The sequence below is a fragment of the Arthrobacter sp. efr-133-TYG-104 genome (genome assembly GCF_030208915.1).
Classification (GTDB): Bacteria; Actinomycetota; Actinomycetes; order Actinomycetales; family Micrococcaceae; genus Arthrobacter.
On record NZ_JARVTA010000006.1, the window covers coordinates 262,032 to 280,818 of the forward strand.

At 61.8% G+C, this 18,787-nt stretch carries 15 protein-coding genes and 1 pseudogene; 11 read left to right on the top strand and 5 right to left on the bottom strand.

Annotated elements, in window-relative coordinates:
- Positions 1-106: 106 nt before the first annotated feature.
- The 11 genes and pseudogenes from QRN04_RS06965 to QRN04_RS07015 all read left to right on the top strand — a co-directional run bounded on the left by QRN04_RS06965 (position 107) and on the right by QRN04_RS07015 (position 13,299).
- Positions 107-2,827, top strand: coding sequence for a DNA methyltransferase (locus tag QRN04_RS06965; protein ID WP_208294358.1), 2,721 nt, complete (start codon positions 107-109; stop codon positions 2,825-2,827).
- Positions 2,824-4,809, top strand: a complete 1,986-nt coding sequence (locus QRN04_RS06970) for a DEAD/DEAH box helicase (RefSeq protein WP_284975293.1) — start codon at positions 2,824-2,826, stop codon at positions 4,807-4,809. Before QRN04_RS06965 ends, QRN04_RS06970 begins: the two co-directional genes overlap by 4 nt.
- On the top strand, positions 4,806-6,020 hold the full coding sequence (locus QRN04_RS06975) for a GIY-YIG nuclease family protein (RefSeq protein ID WP_133830688.1): 1,215 nt from the start codon (positions 4,806-4,808) through the stop codon (positions 6,018-6,020). The genes QRN04_RS06970 and QRN04_RS06975 overlap by 4 nt, the downstream gene beginning before the upstream one ends.
- Positions 6,010-7,101: a DUF8606 domain-containing protein gene (locus QRN04_RS06980; protein ID WP_133830687.1), complete on the top strand. Its 1,092-nt coding sequence runs from the start codon at positions 6,010-6,012 to the stop codon at positions 7,099-7,101. Before QRN04_RS06975 ends, QRN04_RS06980 begins: the two co-directional genes overlap by 11 nt.
- Before the next feature lie 118 nt (positions 7,102-7,219).
- Entirely contained in the window at positions 7,220-8,071 is an 852-nt protein-coding gene (locus QRN04_RS06985) for a hypothetical protein (protein ID WP_133830686.1), read from the top strand.
- Between the two features lie 10 nt (positions 8,072-8,081).
- Complete coding sequence (locus QRN04_RS06990; protein WP_166651669.1) at positions 8,082-8,252, top strand: hypothetical protein; 171 nt, start codon at positions 8,082-8,084, stop codon at positions 8,250-8,252.
- Positions 8,253-8,264: 12 nt separating this feature from the next.
- Positions 8,265-9,425 (top strand): hypothetical protein, encoded by a 1,161-nt coding sequence (locus QRN04_RS06995; RefSeq protein ID WP_284975294.1) that lies wholly within the window; start codon positions 8,265-8,267, stop codon positions 9,423-9,425.
- Between the two features lie 76 nt (positions 9,426-9,501).
- Positions 9,502-10,365, top strand: a pseudogene (locus tag QRN04_RS07000) (ATP-binding protein); the annotation flags it as partial.
- Positions 10,362-11,552, top strand: a complete 1,191-nt coding sequence (gene dprA, locus QRN04_RS07005; protein ID WP_284975295.1) for a DNA-processing protein DprA — start codon at positions 10,362-10,364, stop codon at positions 11,550-11,552. The pseudogene QRN04_RS07000 and the gene dprA, both read left to right, overlap by 4 nt.
- 63 nt (positions 11,553-11,615) lie before the next feature.
- Positions 11,616-12,542 (top strand): tyrosine recombinase XerC, encoded by a 927-nt coding sequence (locus QRN04_RS07010; protein WP_284975296.1) that lies wholly within the window; start codon positions 11,616-11,618, stop codon positions 12,540-12,542.
- Between the two features lie 253 nt (positions 12,543-12,795).
- The gene (locus QRN04_RS07015; RefSeq protein WP_284975297.1) at positions 12,796-13,299 is read left to right on the top strand and encodes a DUF3145 domain-containing protein; all 504 of its coding nucleotides are present in this window, start codon (positions 12,796-12,798) and stop codon (positions 13,297-13,299) included.
- Between the two features lie 119 nt (positions 13,300-13,418).
- Here the strand turns inward: QRN04_RS07015 and fabF are convergent, their stop codons facing one another.
- The 5 genes from fabF to QRN04_RS07040 form a co-directional block, all read right to left on the bottom strand.
- Positions 13,419-14,654, bottom strand: a complete 1,236-nt coding sequence (gene fabF / locus QRN04_RS07020) for a beta-ketoacyl-ACP synthase II (protein WP_284975298.1) — start codon at positions 14,652-14,654, stop codon at positions 13,419-13,421.
- Between the two features lie 130 nt (positions 14,655-14,784).
- Positions 14,785-15,030 (bottom strand): acyl carrier protein, encoded by a 246-nt coding sequence (locus QRN04_RS07025; RefSeq protein WP_284975299.1) that lies wholly within the window; start codon positions 15,028-15,030, stop codon positions 14,785-14,787.
- A gap of 81 nt (positions 15,031-15,111) precedes the next feature.
- A complete protein-coding gene (locus tag QRN04_RS07030) occupies positions 15,112-16,173 on the bottom strand; it encodes a beta-ketoacyl-ACP synthase III (protein WP_284975300.1) in 1,062 nt (353 codons plus the stop codon).
- Positions 16,170-17,099, bottom strand: a complete 930-nt coding sequence (locus tag QRN04_RS07035; protein WP_284975301.1) for an ACP S-malonyltransferase — start codon at positions 17,097-17,099, stop codon at positions 16,170-16,172. The genes QRN04_RS07030 and QRN04_RS07035 overlap by 4 nt, the downstream gene beginning before the upstream one ends.
- A gap of 88 nt (positions 17,100-17,187) precedes the next feature.
- The gene (locus QRN04_RS07040) at positions 17,188-18,432 is read right to left on the bottom strand and encodes a PucR family transcriptional regulator (protein ID WP_284975302.1); all 1,245 of its coding nucleotides are present in this window, start codon (positions 18,430-18,432) and stop codon (positions 17,188-17,190) included.
- Positions 18,433-18,787: the final 355 nt, after the last annotated feature.

An 18,787-nucleotide genomic window follows, 5' to 3' on the forward strand; every position in this document is an offset into this window, starting at 1 on the left:
CATGGTCTTACGCAGACGGTAATTCAGTCGGAGTCGAGGACAGGCGCATGAGTACCAAGCGCCCAGCGACCATTGACGGTATTGCATGCGCACAAGGAATTCGTACGTGGCGAAGCTAAATCTGAAAGCCATCGAAGAGCGCGTCGCACCACTCGCCGGCCGTGAGACGTACGACCGCGAGTTCATCTTCGATCTCCTGCTCGCCTACGGAAAGCCTCAGAGCAGCGTCACTCGCCTGCGCAACGGCGATCTGAACGTCGCAGCTGACCAAGGGGGTGAGGTCGCGCAGAAGAAGGTTGTCTACTTCAAGGAGACATCTGGCGACACGCTGGAAGTGCTGGAAGAACTGAAGACGTCCCCGGACGTCGTGCGCTACAGCACGCGCTTCGTGATCGTCACCGACTACGTCGAGCTCGTCGCCACGGACACCCAGACCGGCGAGACGATCGGATTCCCGATCAGGGACATCGATCAGCACTTCACCTTCTTCCTGCCCTGGGCCGGAATGGAGAAGGCGCAGTACGTCGCCGAAACGCATGCAGACGTCAAGGCTGCCGAGCGCATGGGCAAGCTGTTTGATGAACTGCTCCGCGCGAACCCTGATCTTCTTAAGCAACCACGTGGACGCCACGCGCTTAACCTGTTCTTCACTCGTCTGCTGTTCTGCTACTTCGCCGAGGACACCGGGATCTTTGCCGAGAACCAGTTCACCAACGCCGTAGGGTCTCACACGCTGGACGACGGCTCGGACACCGCGGACTTCCTCACAGACCTGTTCACGGCGCTCGACACCGCAGAGGCGTCCGGCAGGCCCAAACACCTCGCGGCGTTCCCCTACGTCAACGGCCGGCTGTTCACGATGTCTGAGCACCACGTGGTGCCCATGTTCACCAAACAGGCGCGAGAAGAGCTCATCAATGCCGGCAAGCTCATCTGGCGCGAGATCAACCCGGACATCTTCGGCTCGATGTTCCAGGCGATCGTCACACCGGGCAAACGCAGCGACCTCGGTCAGCACTACACCTCGGTTCCGAACATCCTCAAGACGATCGAGCCGCTCTTTCTGAACGCGTTGAAAGACGATCTCGACGAGAGCTTCGACTCCGTCAAGAAGCTTGAAGCGCTGCTCGACCGGATCAGCGCCATCAAAGTCTTCGATCCCGCGTGTGGCTCCGGCAACTTCCTGATCATCGCCTATAAAGAGCTGCGAAAGCTCGAGCACGCTGTCCTCGAACGCCTTGCCGAGCTGGACGACAAGCACCAAGTGCTATTCGCCGAGTCCAGAATCAACATCGAGAACTTCTACGGGATCGAGATCGACGACTTCGCGGTTGAGGTCGCCATTCTTTCCCTGTGGATCGCCAAGCACCAGATGAACACGGAGTTCAAGGAGAAGTTCAACGTCTCGATCCCGCTGATCCCACTCAAGGAAACCGGCCAGATCAAGCAGGGCAATGCGACGCGCGTCGACTGGAACGCGATCTGCCCGAACGACGACGGTGAGATCTACCTGATCGGCAACCCACCATATGTTGGCTCAAGTATGCAATCGCCTGAACAAAAGGCAGATTTTTCATACGTTTTTGGAAGTCGACCATTCTCGAAAAACCTTGACTACATATCTCTCTGGTTCATGAAAGGCTCCGACTACATCAACAAAACTCGTGCTCAACTTGCATTCGTCACAACGAACTCAGTCGCGCAGGGCGAACACGTCAGCCTTTTATTTCCTACGATCTTCAATATGGGGATTGAGATAGGCTTCGCATACACCTCGTTCAAATGGGAGAACAATGCCAAACGGAACGCCGGTGTGACCGTCGCAGTGATCAGCTTGCGAAACGAGACATCAGCTCAGAAGTACATATTTGCAGACGATCTCCAGATCTCAGCCAAAAACATCAACGGCTACCTAGCTGACGCGCCAAGCGTCATCGTCGGACGTCGAACGAAGCCGATTTCAGGATCTCTTCCGCCGATGGTGTTTGGGTCGAAACCAACCGACGGCGGCCACCTCATCTTGAACCAGGCAGACCGTGGCAGGTTGCTCTCGATGGCCCCCGAAGCTGCAACTTTTGTTAAGAAGTACATAGGCGCTTCGGAATTCATCAACGGTGACGAGCGTTACTGCCTCTGGATCCGCGACGATGAAGTCCAAGAAGCGCATAACATTCAATATATTCACGAACGTATGGCACTCGTGCAAAAGGCACGGGAGGCAGAGAAGGCTAGCAGTATCTCCAAGAAGTTTGCAGCACAGCCGCACCGTTTTCTTCAACGCGCATACAAGCTCACCGATTCTATTGTCGTGCCGAGTGTTTCATCCGTGCGTCGAGCGTATGTTCCCATAGGCTACCTAGACAAAGACACAGTCGTTTCAAATCTTGCGTTCGCAGTTTACGACGCTGAACCATGGCTGTTTTCACTCTTGACATCGGCAATGCACATGTCGTGGACCCGGGCTGTCGGGGGCCGCATGAAGACTGACTATCGGTATTCAAACACCATCGTCTATAACAACTTCCCCATACCGCCACTGTCAGATGCGACAACGGAGAAACTCACCGCCGCTGCACTCCGGGTGCTCGACGTGAGGGAGTACCACTGTGAGCAGACTCTCGCGGAGCTCTACGACCCTGACAAAATGCCGGGTGACCTGCGACAAGCTCACGCCGAGGTGGACTCGCTGGTCGATTCGATCTACTCCAAGCGCGGATACGAGACCGATGAGCAAAGACTGTCTGACCTCTTTGCTATGTATGAGGAGATGACAAACGCCGAGGCCGCAAGGGCCCCAGTGAAGAAGACCCGGAGGACCGCGAAGTGAACGCGATCAAGAAGCCCATAAACATCGTTGACGTCACCTATGCACAAACGAAAGCTTCGGTGAACACGGACGTGCTGGGTATGCGCGACATGCAGCAGCGGGTCTTCGCGAAGCGTGACGCACAACACCTCCTCGTCAAGGCCCCGCCAGCGTCCGGGAAATCCCGTGCGCTGATGTTCGTTGCCCTCGACAAGCTGTACAACCAGGGACGTAAGAAGGTCATCGTGGCCGTCCCGGAGCGCTCAATTGGCGCGTCCTTCGCCTCGACGGAACTGTCCAAATTCGGCTTCTTCGCAGACTGGGAGATCAAGCCGGAGCACAACCTCTGTGATGCCGGCTCTTCAGCGGGCAAGGTCGACGCGTTCATCAGCTTCCTCGAAGGGCCCGATGCAACGCTCGTGTGCACCCACGCGACACTCCGCTTCGCGTTCGAGAGGCTGGCACCGGAGTCGTTCAACGGCACGGTTCTCGCGATCGACGAGTTCCACCACGTCTCTGCGGACATCGAGTCGAGCCGCCTCGGCGCGCTCCTGCGCGACGTGATGAACGGGAGTGACGTCCACATCGTCGCGATGACGGGCTCCTACTTCCGCGGGGACTCCGTCCCGGTGCTCTCGCCGGAGGACGAGGCCAAGTTCACGCCGGTCACCTTCAACTACTACGACCAGCTCAACGGATACGAGCACCTGCACTCGCTCGGCATCGGCCACCACTTCTACCAGGGCCGCTACACCGACGCGATCGGCGAAGTGCTCGACCTCGACAAGAAAACCATCGTGCACATCCCGAATGTCAACTCGGGTGAATCTACGAAGGACAAGCTCGAAGAGATCGGTCGCATTATCGATGTCATCGGGCACGTCGAGGAGACCGACCCTGACACCGGCATCATCAGCGTGCGCCGGCAGGACACTGGAATCATTGTCCGCGTCGCGGACCTCGTCGACGACACTGACCAAAAGAAACGCGGCGACACCCTCCACTACCTGGCTCATACAGCCTCCAAAAACCGCGACGCGGTCGACATCATCATTGCGCTGGGCATGGCCAAAGAAGGCTTTGACTGGCCGTTTGCCGAGCACGCCCTCACCGTCGGGTACCGGGCCTCTCTGACCGAGGTCATCCAGATCATCGGCCGGGTCACCCGCGACAGCCCAGGCAAATCCCACGCCCAGTTCACGAACCTCATCGCCGAGCCCGACGCCTCACAGGGCGAAGTGAAGGTCTCGGTCAACAACATGCTCAAGGCCATCACAGCATCGCTCCTCATGGAGCAGGTCCTCGCGCAGAACTTCACCTTCAAGACGAAGAAGTTCGACGGCGACGATTCCGCGGTGCCGGGGCAGCTGAAGATCAAGGGCTTCAAGGAGCCATCGAGCGCGCGCGTGAAGCAGATCGTGGAGACTGATCTGAACGACCTGAAGGCGACGATCCTCCAGGACGACACCTTCGCGCGGGCCGCCGCCGGCTCAGTGGACGCGGAGACGACCAACAAGGTGCTGATTCCGAAAATCATCCGCGAGAAGTACCCGGACCTCACAGAGGCGCAGGTGGAAGAGGTGCGGCAACAGGTCGTCGTGGACTCGGTGATCAAGAACGGCGAAGTGCGCACTGTAGGGGACAAGCGGTTCATCAAGATGGCGGAGAAGTTCGTCAACATCGACGAGCTAAACATCAACCTCATCGATTCGGTTAACCCGTTCCAGCGAGCGTTCGAGGTCATCTCGAGGTCGGTGACGACTTCGGTGCTGCGGATCATCCAGGACCAGATCACTGCCACCCGAGTCGAGTTCACCGAGGAAGAGGCGCTGGCCCTCGTTCCCCGGATCAAGAACTGGATTAAGGTCAACGATCGGAAACCGGACCCGAGGGCCGAGGACCCGACTGAGAAGCGGTATGCAGACGCACTGCTGTGGCTCCAGCGGGCCAAGCAGAAGCTTGAAGCACAGAAGCGCGCGACTGAGATGGTGGAGAGCGAATGAGCGATTACGACGACGTCCTCGAAGCAGCACCGTCCTCCCTGCAGGACCTCATCGACAACGACCTCGACGGGCTCCTCGACGCGCCCGAGAAACCCAAGAAGATCACCTCGTCCGACCGGCTCGAGCGGGCGTTTCTGGAAATTGTGGAGTTCCGCCGGACGCACGGGCGTCTGCCTAGCTCGGCGACCCGAGAGGTCGCCGAGCGGAAGCTTGGGGCCCGGCTCGAAGGTATCCTCGCCAACGACGAGAAGATCGCAGCGCTCAAACACCTCGACACGGAGTTCGAGCTGCTGGCAATAGAGGCAGCTCCTGAGTCGCTGGACGATCTTTTTGAGAGTGATGACCTGGACGATCTGCTCGGCGACGACTCCGGCATCCTCGACGTGTCGGATCTGCCCGTGATCAAGCGTCCCGAGGCTCCGGACTCGGTTGCCCAGCGGGTGAAGTCCGAGGACTTCGACCTGTTCGAGCCGCTGTTCAAAACGAAGCACGCCGAGCTGGCCCAGGGCACGTACAAGCTGATGCCCTTCACTGGCATGGATCTCATCCGCGAGGGTGTGTTCTTCGTGCTGAGCGGCGTCATGTGTTTTGTTGCAGAGGTCGGCGAGGACGTCGACCTGATCGTTGGTGGTAGGCCGAGGCAGAAGCAGCGCCTGCGCGTCGTCTTCGAGAACGGCACGGAGTCGGCGATGTACAGGCAGAGCCTCATGACCCGTATGTACGAGGCGCAGGGCCAGGTCCTGGCGCGGACCGGCCACGATGCGGACGAGGTCCTCGACGCGGACGTGGAGAGTGGTCATATCTACGTGCTGCAGTCGCTCAGCGACGACCCCCAGATCGCGGGAATGAAGGACCTTCACAAGATCGGTTTCTCCACCACCAAGGTCGAAACCCGCATCAAGAACGCGGCGCATTCGCCAACCTACCTGATGGCACCCGTGAAGGTGCTGGCGGACTACCAGCTCTTCAACGTGCGTGCATCGTGGCTGGAGCATCTCTTGCACCGAGTGTTTGCCGAGGTGCGTCTGGATCTGACGCAGGTCGACCGGAAGGGACGCGATTACGACCCCTCGGAGTGGTTCGTGGTGCCGCTGGAGATCATTAACAAGGCCGTTGCGATGATTATGTCCGGCGAGATCACCGACTATGTCTACGACGCCCAGCTCAAGGAACTCGTCGAACGACAAAAGGGAATGACCAATGGCGGTTGAGATGGGCTTGTGGCGGGCAGAGGGCGGCCAACTCAGCCGGATCGTGCCGGTATCAATCGGCTTGGAATCCCAGTTGGAGGGCTACATCGAGTCTGACCCGTCAGTGCTTGGCGAGCCGCTTCTCGTCATTGGCCGGCAGGTTCCGACGGCACATGGGGGATTCGTAGATCTGCTCGCGCTGGACGAAACGGCGTCGCTGCACGTAATCGAACTCAAACGCGACAAAACTCCACGCGATGTTGCCGCTCAAACCCTCGATTATGGCTCGTGGGCAGCAACCCTTGGCCGAAGCGATATCGACAATATCTTCGCCACCTACCGTCCAGGCCTTGCTCTTGAAGAAGCGTTTGCCGATCGTTTCGGCGACACTCTTCCGGAAGAGGTCAACACTGCACAAGAATTTACAATCGTTGCCGCCAGCGTTGACAACGCTACCGAGCGCATCGTGCGGTTCCTCAATGAAGACTTCGATGTTCCGATCAACGTCGTCTTCTTCAGACATTTTCAGGACAACGGATCTTCGTACCTTGCCCGCAGCTGGCTGGTCGATCAGAGCGAACAAGCCAAGTCGTCCATTTCCGCGATCTCGCGGAAGAATAAGACACGTGAGCCTTGGAACGGGTCTGACTGGTACGTCTCATTTGGTGAAGAGCCAACAGGCCGGCAATGGGTCGACGGCATGAAGTACGGTTTCGTCTCGGGCGGCGGCGGCAAGAGATACTCTCAGACGCTCAAGAATCTGCCGATTGGTGCCAGAGTCTTCGCCTACATTCCCAAGATTGGGTATGTAGGAGTTGGTACCGTCGCCGGCGAAGCCCAGCGATACGACCAAAGCACGCTTCTCGTGAACGGGGCCGATCGACAGCTGCATGAACTCGACCTCTCCGGGAATTATCGCCACGAGGGCGATGAGAACGACGACAATGCTGAATGGGTTGTTCCGGTCGAATGGATACGGGCCGTTCCACAAGCGCAGGCCGTGCGGAAAACGGGTCTTTTCGCCAACCAGAATACGGCTACAAGGCTGCGAAACCAGTTCACGATCGAGCACGTGACCGCTGCTTTCGGGCTTGATGGCTGAGCATCGGCGGATGGCCCATTGAGAGTTATGCGGACAAGAGCGGTCGCGAGTAGCAGGCCTAACCCTCGCCTGAGGCGACGCTCGTGTCGAACCAAGCCACGATGGGAGAATCGTGAGGATGACGACGGCGCTTCCCGATCTCTGGACCGACTGGTGCTCCGTCACGGGCGTGCCCACCCATAAGATCGACGAGGTATCGCTCTCGTGTTTCTCGCAGCAGGCGCAGCCGTCCCAGGCTGTGCTCGCGGCTCTGCGCCGGCGGCTGGCTCCCATAGATCCCGTCGCCCCGGCCTGGCCGCGCGGGCACCGGGACGACCCTGATTCCCTGCAGCGGTTGATCCGGCGCGCAACGGCGATCATCCAGCACCCGGACACCCACTGGGTTTTCCGGCTGCGGCTGCGGCGGATGCTGTTCGCGGCGGTGCTGCTGGCACGTCGCACCCACGGAGGCCTCGGACTGGACAGGTCAGCTGCGCTGGGACTGCGGCCGGACGGAATGCACCGGGTGCGCGGGCAGATCGGTGTCGCCCCGGAACCGGATGCCTGTCCGGCATGCGCCACCTGGTCGTGGCTCGATGTGATCGGCACCAACAGCGGGTGGTCGCACGGCTCCGTCCGCGCCCTGGGGAACCGCCGCGACGAAGACGGCCCCGCGCACCGGCACCTGCGGCCGGACCCCAATCCGGACTGGCACCTCTGCGTCGGCATGCTGCCAGCCGTGGACCGCTGGGGATGGATCGATGCCTACCGCTCCATGCACCCATCCTCGCTGTCGGCGGTCATCAGTGCCGCAGCCCTGCTGCTCGACAGTCCGGAGCCCGCACCTGCGCCGGTGCCTGCTGCAGCTGCGATGCCGGCCAGCCCCAGGCGGCAGATGTCGCGCGAGGAGGAAGAGCAGATCCTCAAGCGCGCCGATGAACTGACCGCGCGCGTCGAGGCGATCCTTCGCGAGTTCGACACCGGCCGATAAAGTCGTGTGTATGGGATTCAACTGGGAGCAGGTCCTCGGGACCAATGGTGCAGGCCTCTCCGATACCTACGACCAGAGCGCCTCGGACGAGTTGTACCAGGACCACCCGAGCGCGGCTCCGCCAGCAGGTCCGGAAGACCCGGGCGATGAGGTCGTCCGCCTGCCGTTCGACGAGAGCTGAGCGCAGACCGACGTGAGGCATGACTGGCTCCCGGACCGCCACCTCGGCGTTGCCGCCACACTGGCACATGCAGAGGAGCTGATCGGACAGGTTTCCGCACTGCTGTTCGCCTACCAGACGCAGCCCGAGGGCATCTTCGGGCTGGTCGAAGTGCCCACGACCGCCGCGTTCAGCTGCACAGTCGTTGGGCGCGTGGCTCCGATCCCACGGAAAGTGCCGCTCCTCGTAGCCGACGCGCTCGTGACGCTTCGGGCTGCGCTCGAACACACCCTTTTCGCAGAGGCCGAGTTCCTGGACGGTGCGCCCCTCGACGCGAAGGCGGCCAAACTGGTCGAAGTGCCTGCCTCGGACACCTGGGAGAAATTTGAGGACTGGAAGAAAAAGCGGGCCCGCAATGGGCCTCCGTCGCTGCGAGGGCGGGGAGAGCTCGCCCGACGGCTGGAGGCCCTGCAGCCGTTCCACCGTCGGATGGAGCCGCAGTCCCATCCTCTTGCCCGGCTTGTGCTGCACACCAATCATGCGAAGCACAGGATGCCGGCGATCACCGCGGTCCGCCTGGCTGCCATGTACGAGGACGACCGGATGCCCCGTTCAATCCGTGATCTTGCGCCTCGGCCCGAGGAACCGCTGCGTGTCGGCGAGGTCATCGCCCAGACACCCATCGGCACGAAGGTCCCCGTCACCCTGTTCCCGACAGTCGGGATCAATCGGCCGGGTACTGACCGGTGGCCGGTGCTAATCGAGGAGCTGGAGGAGATCGCCCACTGGGTACGCACGCAAGCCGTTCCGCGCCTGATCACAGGGACCGAGCCACCCGAGCCTGGGCTTCCGACGCGCTACGAGATCTCCGTCGGACATGAGGACGAGCGCCAGGCGATGTCGGCGGGGTCGACGACATCGGCCGGGGAACGCCACAAAAAGGCCTTGGTTGCAGCATCGGCGCGTGGCGATCTAGCCGAGATGATCAGCATGATAGATGGCTCCCCGAGCGAACCGCAGATCGCCAGGTGGCTGGCTCAGCTGAACGATGAGGAGGTGCTCGAACAGATGTCGCGGCTGCGGGTGGCATTCGACTACGACCCCGAGGTCGAGCGGCACAATCTCGAAGTCCTGAAGGGCTGTCGAGATGCGGCGCTCAGGTTCGGGGACAGCGACGGGCCCCACAAGAAGTAAGCTGGGTCCCCTCGACGGGATGCCCGTTTTGGGACATAACCGCAGGTCAGGGCGCATGCACGCTTAAGTGTGCACTCCTCCAGGGGCTGGGAAGACCATGCTCGCCGAGCGGTTGCCGGGATTGCTTCCAGACCTTGGCGACAAGGCGGCGATGGAAGTCACGGCGATCCATTCCTTGGCGGCGGTGCGGTCATCCTTGACCACCCTGATACGCAGGCCGCCGTTCGAGAATCCGCACCATAGTGCCACCGCGGCGGCAATTATCGGGGGTGGTTCCGGCTTGCCGAGGCCTGGTGCCGCCTCACGCGCGCACCGCGGCGTACTGTTCCTTGACGAGGCGCCCGAATATGAGCGACGAGTCCTGGACGCGCTTCGCCAGCCGCTGGAGAGTGGGGAACTGGTCATACACCGGTCCGCCGGAACAGCAGCATACCCGGCCCGATTCCAGCTCGTTCTCGCTGCCAACCCCTGTCCGTGCGGAAAGGCGTCAGGCAAGGGCGTGGAGTGCACCTGTACGCCCCTGATGCGCCGGCGCTATTTTGCCCGCATGTCAGGCCCTTTGCTGGACCGGGTGGATATCCAACTCCAAGTCCAACGCGTGTCACTTGCCGACTTCGGTCAGGCACAGATGGAAGAAGACACCGGTGCAGTCGCCGCGCGGGTGCAGGCCGCTCGGCGTCGGCAATCTGACAGGTTGGGGTACTTGGGACTGGACGCAAACTCCCAAGTGCCAGGCCGTATTCTCCGAGGCGAGTTGAAGCTGCATCCCCGCACGACGCACATTCTCGATACGGCACTGGAACGAGGCATCCTCACCGCAAGGGGCTACGACCGCGTGCTGCGGTTGGCTTGGACGTTGGCGGACCTGGAACACAGCGAGGCTCCGGACGCAGACCACATTGGCCAAGCACTGGGCCTGCGCCAGGCAGCGGCCGCATGAACGCGCTGGAGAAGGAACGGATTGCCCGGGCCGCATTATCCCGGCTCATGGAGCCCCAAGACACCGTGGGGCTCGCCCTTGTCCGCGCAGCCGGTGCCGTGGAGGCAGTGGGGATCGCCACAGGAGAGGTGGCCACCGGGGCGGCGCTGGAGCAGGAAATCTCCTCCTTGCTCGCCGAAGAGGCAGGAACATCAACCTGGGCGGGCTTACCGGAGAGCTTGCGGCGCTGGGCGCCCCGTATCGCCGATCTCGCGCCGGACCGAGACCTTGAGACGATGCGCCGGCTTGGTGGGCGGTTGATTGTCCCGGGAGATGACTTATGGCCCGAGCAATTGGAGGACCTGGGCCTTCAGGAACCACTGTGCCTTTGGTGGCGCGGACATGAGGAACCCCTTCCTCCCGCCCGGCAGACTGTGGCCCTTGTGGGATCCAGGGACAGCACGAGCTACGGTGCCTCAGTTACGGGCGACTTCGCTTATGGTCTTGCCCAAAGAGGCTACACAGTGGTCTCAGGTGGTGCATACGGAATCGACGCACACGCCCATCGAGGGGCTCTCAGCGGCGGGGTGGCCCGCATACCAACCGTCGCCGTCATGGCAGGGGGAGTGGACCGCTTCTACCCCTCCGGCAACGAGGACCTGCTCCGCGCGGTGTCGCATCAAGGGGCAGTCATTTCAGAAGTTCCGCCCGGTTCTGCCCCCACTCGATATCGGTTCCTGCAAAGGAACCGATTGATAGCGGCCTTGGCGGCGGTGACTGTGGTGGTTGAGGCCCGGTGGCGTTCAGGTGCCCTCAATACCGCCCACCATGCCGAGACCCTCGGTCGCGTGGTGGCCACTGTTCCCGGGTCCATCCACAGTGCCAACTCGGCAGGCTGCCATCGGCTACTCAGGGACGGCGGTGCTATATGCGTAACAGACGTAGGGGAGGTCGCGGAACTAGCCGGAAGGATCGGGGAAGGAGCTCCTGATGAGAAGGACACGCCTCCCGCGATCCACGACGGTTTGTCGCTGGAGGATTTGATCCTGCTGGATGCCCTTCCCCTCCTGTCGGCAAGTTCTGTCGAGAAGTTGACGGTCGTGGCGGGCCTCAGCCCCGAGTCGGTGCGTGCGGGACTTGGGCGTCTTGGCCTCTTGGGCCTCGCTGTTTCGGAGAGGGGAGCGTGGAGGCGGACCAAGAAGAATTAGGCGACGCCGGCAAAAGGCATGTCAGACGTGATCTCGGGGACCGCTACTGGCACAGTTGGGAGGGTGAACGACGAATCATTGCCCGGCAGTTTCAAGGGTGCTGTCAAGGCTTTTGGACGGTACTTGGAAGGCGAACGCGCGAGATCGCCGCATACTGTCCGTGCCTACCTGGCAGACGTTGAAAGCCTCCTCGGCTTCGCGGCGCACGAGGGCATCCAAGAACTCGAAGACCTCGAACTTGGTTGCCTGCGCCGGTGGCTGGGTGCGCAGAGTGAGTCCGGAATGTCCAGAGCGACCCTTGCCCGCCGTGCTGCCACTGCTCGATCTTTCATGGGTTGGGCCCTCCGTGAAGAACTCATTGCAACAGATCCATCCGTGCGGCTGCGCGCACCCAAGCGGGAAAAGACATTGCCGGGTGTTCTCCAACAGCAACAGGTTACTCGGATCGCAAATGACTTGAAGTCCGCAGCTCAAGAGGGGGCGGCGATGCCCGTCCGAAACCGGGCCATGGTCGAGCTGCTGTACGCGACCGGCATCCGTGTAGGTGAGCTTGTTGGCTTGGATGTTGACGACCTCGACTTTGACCGGCGCACATTGCGCGTAGTGGGCAAGGGAAACAAAGAACGGACCGTTCCATTCGGGATTCCGGCCTCCTTGGCCTTGGACGACTGGCTCCGGCGTGGCCGTCCCGCGCTGGTTAAACCGAGCAGCGGCGCGGCGCTGTTTCTGGGAGTGAGGGGTCACCGGGTGGATGCGCGGCAGGTCCGAGCTGTGGTGAACGGGCTGCTCCAGGCATTGGGAGATACCTCAGCCACGGGGCCACACGCATTCAGGCACAGCGCGGCGACCCATCTGCTGGATGGGGGAGCCGATTTGCGGGCCGTGCAAGAGATTCTTGGGCACAGCAGCCTTGCGACTACCCAGATCTACACGCACGTCTCCGTCGACAGGCTTCGGAAAAGCTACCTGCAAGCCCACCCACGGGCCTGAAAGATGACGCTGGCGCCGTCGCACTGGCGGAATCCAGCACCGTACGGCAAAATGAAAGCAACAAGGGGGAACCTTCAATTTATGGATGAAGGTTAGCTCTGCGTCGATTGCGGTCCGACGTGGGATACGATCGGTCTGGTTACAAGAAAAAGTGAATAGCTGCAGGCAAGCGTTCCATGGCACCTCGCAGCAGCTGCAATCCATCCAGGCAGAGGACGTTGGGGAAGACGTACCTACAGCTATGGAGGATGGAATGTCTGTTGCAACAACCCGCGGTGTCCTGTTCGTGCACTCGGCGCCTACTGCCTTGTGTCCGCATGTCGAGTGGGCCATCGGATCGGTCGTGGATAAGCGGACCGATCTTGAGTGGACCCCACAGCCAGCTGCGCCTGGAATGTTCCGGGCAGAGTTGTCTTGGACTGGCTCGCCCGGTACCGGGGCGCTATTGGCGTCGGCTCTTCGCGGCTGGGCGCATTTGCGCTATGAAGTCACCGAGGAACCGAGCCAAGGCGTGGACGGGGCCAGATGGTCACACACCCCTGAACTGGGAATCTTCCACGCCGTCACGGACGTTCACGGCAACATCATGGTCAGCGAAGACCGCATCCGGTACGCCTACGAGTCGGGCGCAGGTGACCCCTCCGCGGTCTACCACGAGCTGTCATTGGCCTTGGGCGAAGCTTGGGACGAAGAGCTGGAGCCGTTCCGGCACGCCGCCGAAGGAGCCCCGGTACGCTGGCTGCACCAAGTTGGCTAACTGGCATTACAACAGAACACATCACCAACGAAACATCCCATAGCAATGACAATGGCCCCACCGAGAGGTAGGGCCATTGTCATATCCAGCTATGGGAACCAGCTATGAAAGCTGCTCGTTCAGACGTTGCGTACGGCGATGACGGCGTTGTGTCCGCCAAAGCCGAAGGAGTTGCTGAGTGCGACGATGTCTCCGGACGGCAGGTCCCGAACGGACGTCACAACATCCAGGGGGATCTCCGGATCCTGGTTCTCGAGGTTGATGGTGACCGGTGCCTTGCGTTCGTAAACCGCCAGCACCGTCAATACCGCCTCAACGGCTCCGGAAGCGCCCAGAAGGTGACCCATCTGGGACTTGGTAGCAGAGACGGCCACGTTGTCCACGTGGCTCCCCAGGGCCGCTCGTAGGGCCGTGTACTCAGGCTTGTCACCGACGGGCGTCGATGTAGCGTGGGCGTTGACGTGGACAACGTCCTCTGCCTGGATGCGACCGTCGAACATCGCAGCCTTGAGGGCACGCGTGGCGCCCAAGCCTTGGGGATCCGGCGCCGTGATGTGGTACGCGTCTGCTGTCACCGATGTTCCGGCAAGCTCGGCGTAGATACGGGCGCCGCGGGCGAGTGCGTGTTCCTCGGCCTCCAGCACCAAGGCGCCAGCGCCTTCACCCATAACGAAGCCGTCGCGGTCGACGTCGTACGGCCGGGACGCACGTTCGGGATCGTCGTTGCGACGGGACAGCGCTTGCATGGACGAGAACGCAGCCATGGGCATGGGGTGGATGGCAGCTTCGGCGCCGCCGCACACCACCACGTCAGCCTTGCCGGATCGGATGAGCTCCAGGCCAAGGTGCATGGCTTCGGTACCGGATGCGCAGGCGGAAACCGGAGTGTGTGCACCGGCGCGGGCGCCCAGATCCAGGCTTACAGCGGCAGCTACGCCGTTAGGCATCAGCATCGGGACCGTCATCGGCAGGACCCGGCGGGGGCCCTTCTCCCGGAGCGTGTCCCAGGCATCCAAAAGTGTCCAGACGCCACCGATGCCGGTAGCGAAGGCAACAGCCAGCCGGTCATGGTCTATTTCGTCGATACCTGAGTCGGCCCATGCTTCCCGGGCAGCGATAACGCCGAACTGGGTTGAAGGGTCCATGCGCTTGGCCTCCACACGGCTCAACACGTCAAGCGCTGGTACGGAGCATCGGGCCGCAAAGTGGACGGGGAGGTCGTACTTGGCCACCCACTCGTCACCGAGCGTGTGGGCACCGGAGACCCCTTTCAGCGCGTTCTGCCACATTGTGGGTACGTCGCCGCCGATGGGAGTGGTGGCCCCCAGACCGGTTATGACTACTTTGCGTGCCATGCGATCACTCTCTGTCGGATCAGCCGTTCCGCTCGCGGGTTCGCAGCGGGGGCAAAAAATCGTTGGGTGTTACTGCGACTGTGCCGGGCCCAGGGATAGAGCTCCGGGCCCGGCACAGCTGGTGTCAGGACTAGTCCTGTGCGTTGGCGATGAAGCTGACGGCGTCGCCGACCGTCTTGAGGTTCTTGACTTCCTCGTCCGGGATGCGAACGCCGAACTTCTCCTCAGCGTTGACCACGATGGTCATCATGGAGATGGAGTCGATGTCCAGGTCCTCGGTGAAGGACTTGTCCAGCTCCACGGCCTCGGGTGCAAGGCCGGTCTCTTCGTTAACGATTTCAGCCAGGCCGGCCAGGATTTCTTCGTTGCTAGCCATTGTTGGCTCCTTTTCTTGTTTGTACCGGCTGACGCCGGAAAGGGGGCAAACCGCGGTTACGGTTTGGGTTTGTAGGTCGTATTACGGCAGGACCACTACCTGCGCACCAAACACCAGTCCGGCGCCGAAGCCGATCTGCAGGGCCAGGCCGCCGCTAAGCTCCGGGTTTTCCTTGAGCAGGCGGTGGGTGGCCAAAGGGATGGAGGCCGCAGATGTATTGCCCGCCTCGGCGATATCCCTGGCGACGACGACAGTCTCCGGAAGCTTCAGCTTCTTCACCATCTCATCAATGATCCGCATGTTCGCCTGGTGGGGGACGAACGCTGCGAGGTCGCTGGCTTCGATTCCGGCGACGTCGAGGGCTTGCTGCGCCATCTTGGCCATTTCCCAGACTGCCCACCGGAAAACAGTTTGACCGTCCTGGCGCAGTGTGGGCCACACATCCTGTGTGGCGGAGATAAGCGCGAGGTCATCGGTTTCGTCGGAGTGCCGGGCCGACTCACCCAGTGCGCGGACGTCTTCAAGGGAATGCGTCATTCCGATCGCATCCCACTTGCTCCCATCCGAACCCCACACCGAGGGACCGATGCCGGGAGTCTCCGATGGTCCCACTACAACGGCACCCGCGCCGTCGCCAAGGAGGAACGAAATTGTCCGTTCGTGGTTGTCGATGACATCCGAAAGTTTCTCGGCACCGACAACAAGAACGTAAGTCGCGGCACCGGATCGGACAAGGGCGTCCGCCTGGGCCACACCATAGCAATACCCGGCGCAGGCGGCCGAGATGTCATAGGCCGGGGCCGGCGTCGCACCCAAACGCTCTGTCAGCGCAGCGGCAGCCGACGGCGTGGCGTAGGGGTGGGTGACGGTGGAGACGATGACAGCGCCCAACTGCGAAGGGTCAATGCCCGCGTGCTGGATTGCCTCCCGGGCTGCGCCTTCGGCCATGTCGATGACGCTGACGTCGGCAGCGGCGCGGTGACGGGTGATGATGCCGGTGCGCTGGCGAATCCACTCATCGGAGGAATCGATCCACTGGCAGACGTCCTCGTTGGTGACAATAACGTCGGGGCGGTACGCGCCAATCCCCAGAATGCGGGCGTTCTTGTTGACCGGGGCTTGCTTCAGTACGGGAGTGCTCATGCCTGTCCCTCCAGTTCGGCGAAGAGTGCGAGGGCCGCAGACAGGTCCTCCGGTGTTTTGACGGCGACGGTCTTCACCCCGGGCATTCCGCGCTTGGCGAGGCCCGCGAGTGTTCCTGCAGGGGTCAATTCGATAACGCCGGTCACCCCACGCTGCACGAGGGTTTCCATGCACTGGTCCCAGCGAACGGGGCGGGATACCTGGGCAATCAGGCTATCGACGGCGGCAGGACCTGCCGTTACTTCCTGACCGTTGTAGTTGGACAACAGCGGAACCGATGGGCTCTGCGGTGAGAGCGAGGGCTTCAGGGCTTCGAGTGCGCTGACGGCGGGGGCCATGTGCGATGTGTGGAAGGCACCCGCGACCTTCAGCGGAATGACGCGCGCTTTCGCCGGCGGGTTCTCAGACAAGGCTTTCAACTGGTCAAAGGTGCCCGCGGCCACTGTCTGTCCTGCGCCGTTGACGTTGGCGGGCGTTGCGCCGGAAGCCTCGATGGCTGCCAGGACCTCGGCAGGGTCTCCGCCCAAAACCGCGCTCATGCCGGTGGGAGTGACTGCTGCTGCCGCTGCCATGCTGTTGGCCCGTTCCCGGACGAAGGTCATGGCCTCGGATTCGGTGAGGACACCTGCGAGGGCCGAGGCGGTGATCTCGCCCACCGAGTGCCCGGCCAGGATGACGGGAAGGGTGCTGAGTTCGACGTCGAACAATGACTTGGCCGCAATCAAGCCAGCCGCGACAATCAGCGGCTGCGCTACTGCGGTGTCCTTGATGGTCTCTTCATCGGACGTGGTCCCATGGGCCTTGAGGTCAATGCCTGCGATCTCGCTTAATGCGGCCAAATGGCCCTCAACGGAAGGGAGCTCCAGCCAAGGGGCCAGAAATCCGGGGGTCTGGGAGCCCTGTCCAGGGCAGACGATTGCAAGCACGTATCCAGCTTTCCAAATTGCCACGTGATCCACTGGTGTTTGCGTACACCAAGCTCACTGGGTCAGTTTGTAGGAAGTCTACAACGGTTCAGTGCTGGGAACGTGACGCGTGACGGTCAGGAGCGGCCTTCGGTTGGGCCGAAAGCCGTCCCACGACCAGGGCTGTTTGCAGCACAAACGCTTCGCGCGGAAGCAGGGGATCCCAGCCTGTCACGTCGCAGACACGCTTCAAACGGTAGCGCACGGTGTTGGCATGGACGAACAGTTCGCGGGCCGTTGCCTCCAGCGAATGACCCAATTCGAGATAGGTGCCCAGCGTCTCCACCAAGCCGTTTGAGGCGGCGAGAAGGGGGCGGTAGATGTTTTTGATCAGTGAGCGGCGTGCTGCGTCATCGCCGGACACCACCCTTTCAGGCAGGAGGTCGTCTGCGGCAACGGGGCGGGGAGCGGAAGGCCACGCCCGGGCCGCCGTGAGTCCGGCGAATGCTGCTTGAGCGGAACTGCTCGCTTCCAAAAGTGAGCCGGCTTCCGGCCCGTAGACCACTGCGCCGGGGGCAAATAATTCGCTGAGTTTGACGTATGCCGTGTCCCGATCGTGAACCCCGCCCAGAATCAGGATGAGCCGGTCTCCCTGGATCCCCACTAAGGCATCCTCGGCGAATCGTCCGGCCATGCGTCGCAGTTCGCTCACGTAACTTGCGCTCGGTTCCGACGGCGAATTGCCCACCATTACCGTGAAGCGCTCTTGGGCTTTCCACCCCAGCGCGGCGATCCTTGACCGCAAGGCGTCCGTATTCTCGCCGCGCAGGATGGCGTCCACGATGAGGGCTTCGAGCCGTGTATCCCACGAGCCGCGGGACTCGGCGGCGCGTGCATAGACGTCTGCGGCGGCAAACGCGACTTCCCGGGAGTAGCGCAGGACCGCTTCGCGAAGGGACGGCTGGTCCGATTCCGGCGCGATCACCGGAACTTGGTCCTCGACGACTTCAACCACAATGCGAATCAACTGCAGTGCTTTCTGCAAGCTGATGGAACGGGTCAGTTCAGTGGGGGCGTTGCCGAACACGTCCGTGAGGATCCACGACGGCGAACTCGGCCTCTCGTACCACGTGACAAATGCGGCGATTCCATTCTGGGCCACGAGGCCCAAGGCCGAGCGTTCGTCCGAGCTGAGCCGGCTGTACCACGGCAGGGACTTTTCGAGTTGCCGCATGGTGCTGGTGGACAACTGCCCCACGTTGGCGCGAAGCTGACGCAGGGTCTCAGCCTTTTCCGGCGTTAAGGCCTGCGCTGCTGCTTTGCGCTTGGACGTGGTTTTGCTGGGCTCTGCCATGGAAAGAGCATACGGCCCAGCTCTCTGAAGCTCCATTTGTGAGAAGGCTACAACAGACGTTGTTGCTGGTCACCTCGCGGAGGCCTCCGGATACCGCGTTAAAGCCCGACGGCGGCCGTCACCTTTCGGTGCCGGCCGCCGTCGCGGTAGTGCTTGTCCAGCTGTGGTCGGTGCAGCCGGCTTTGTTAGGCGTCTCCGCCTGCTCCGCCGGTGGTGCCAGCAGTGACATCCAGCAAGCGGTACTTCTCGATGGCCTGCTCCGGTGCACTTGCGTCAACTTCTCCCTTGGCGGCGAGGAGTTGGAGTGTTTTGGTGACGATGGAGTGGGTGTCGTTTTTGAAGTAGCGGCGTGCGG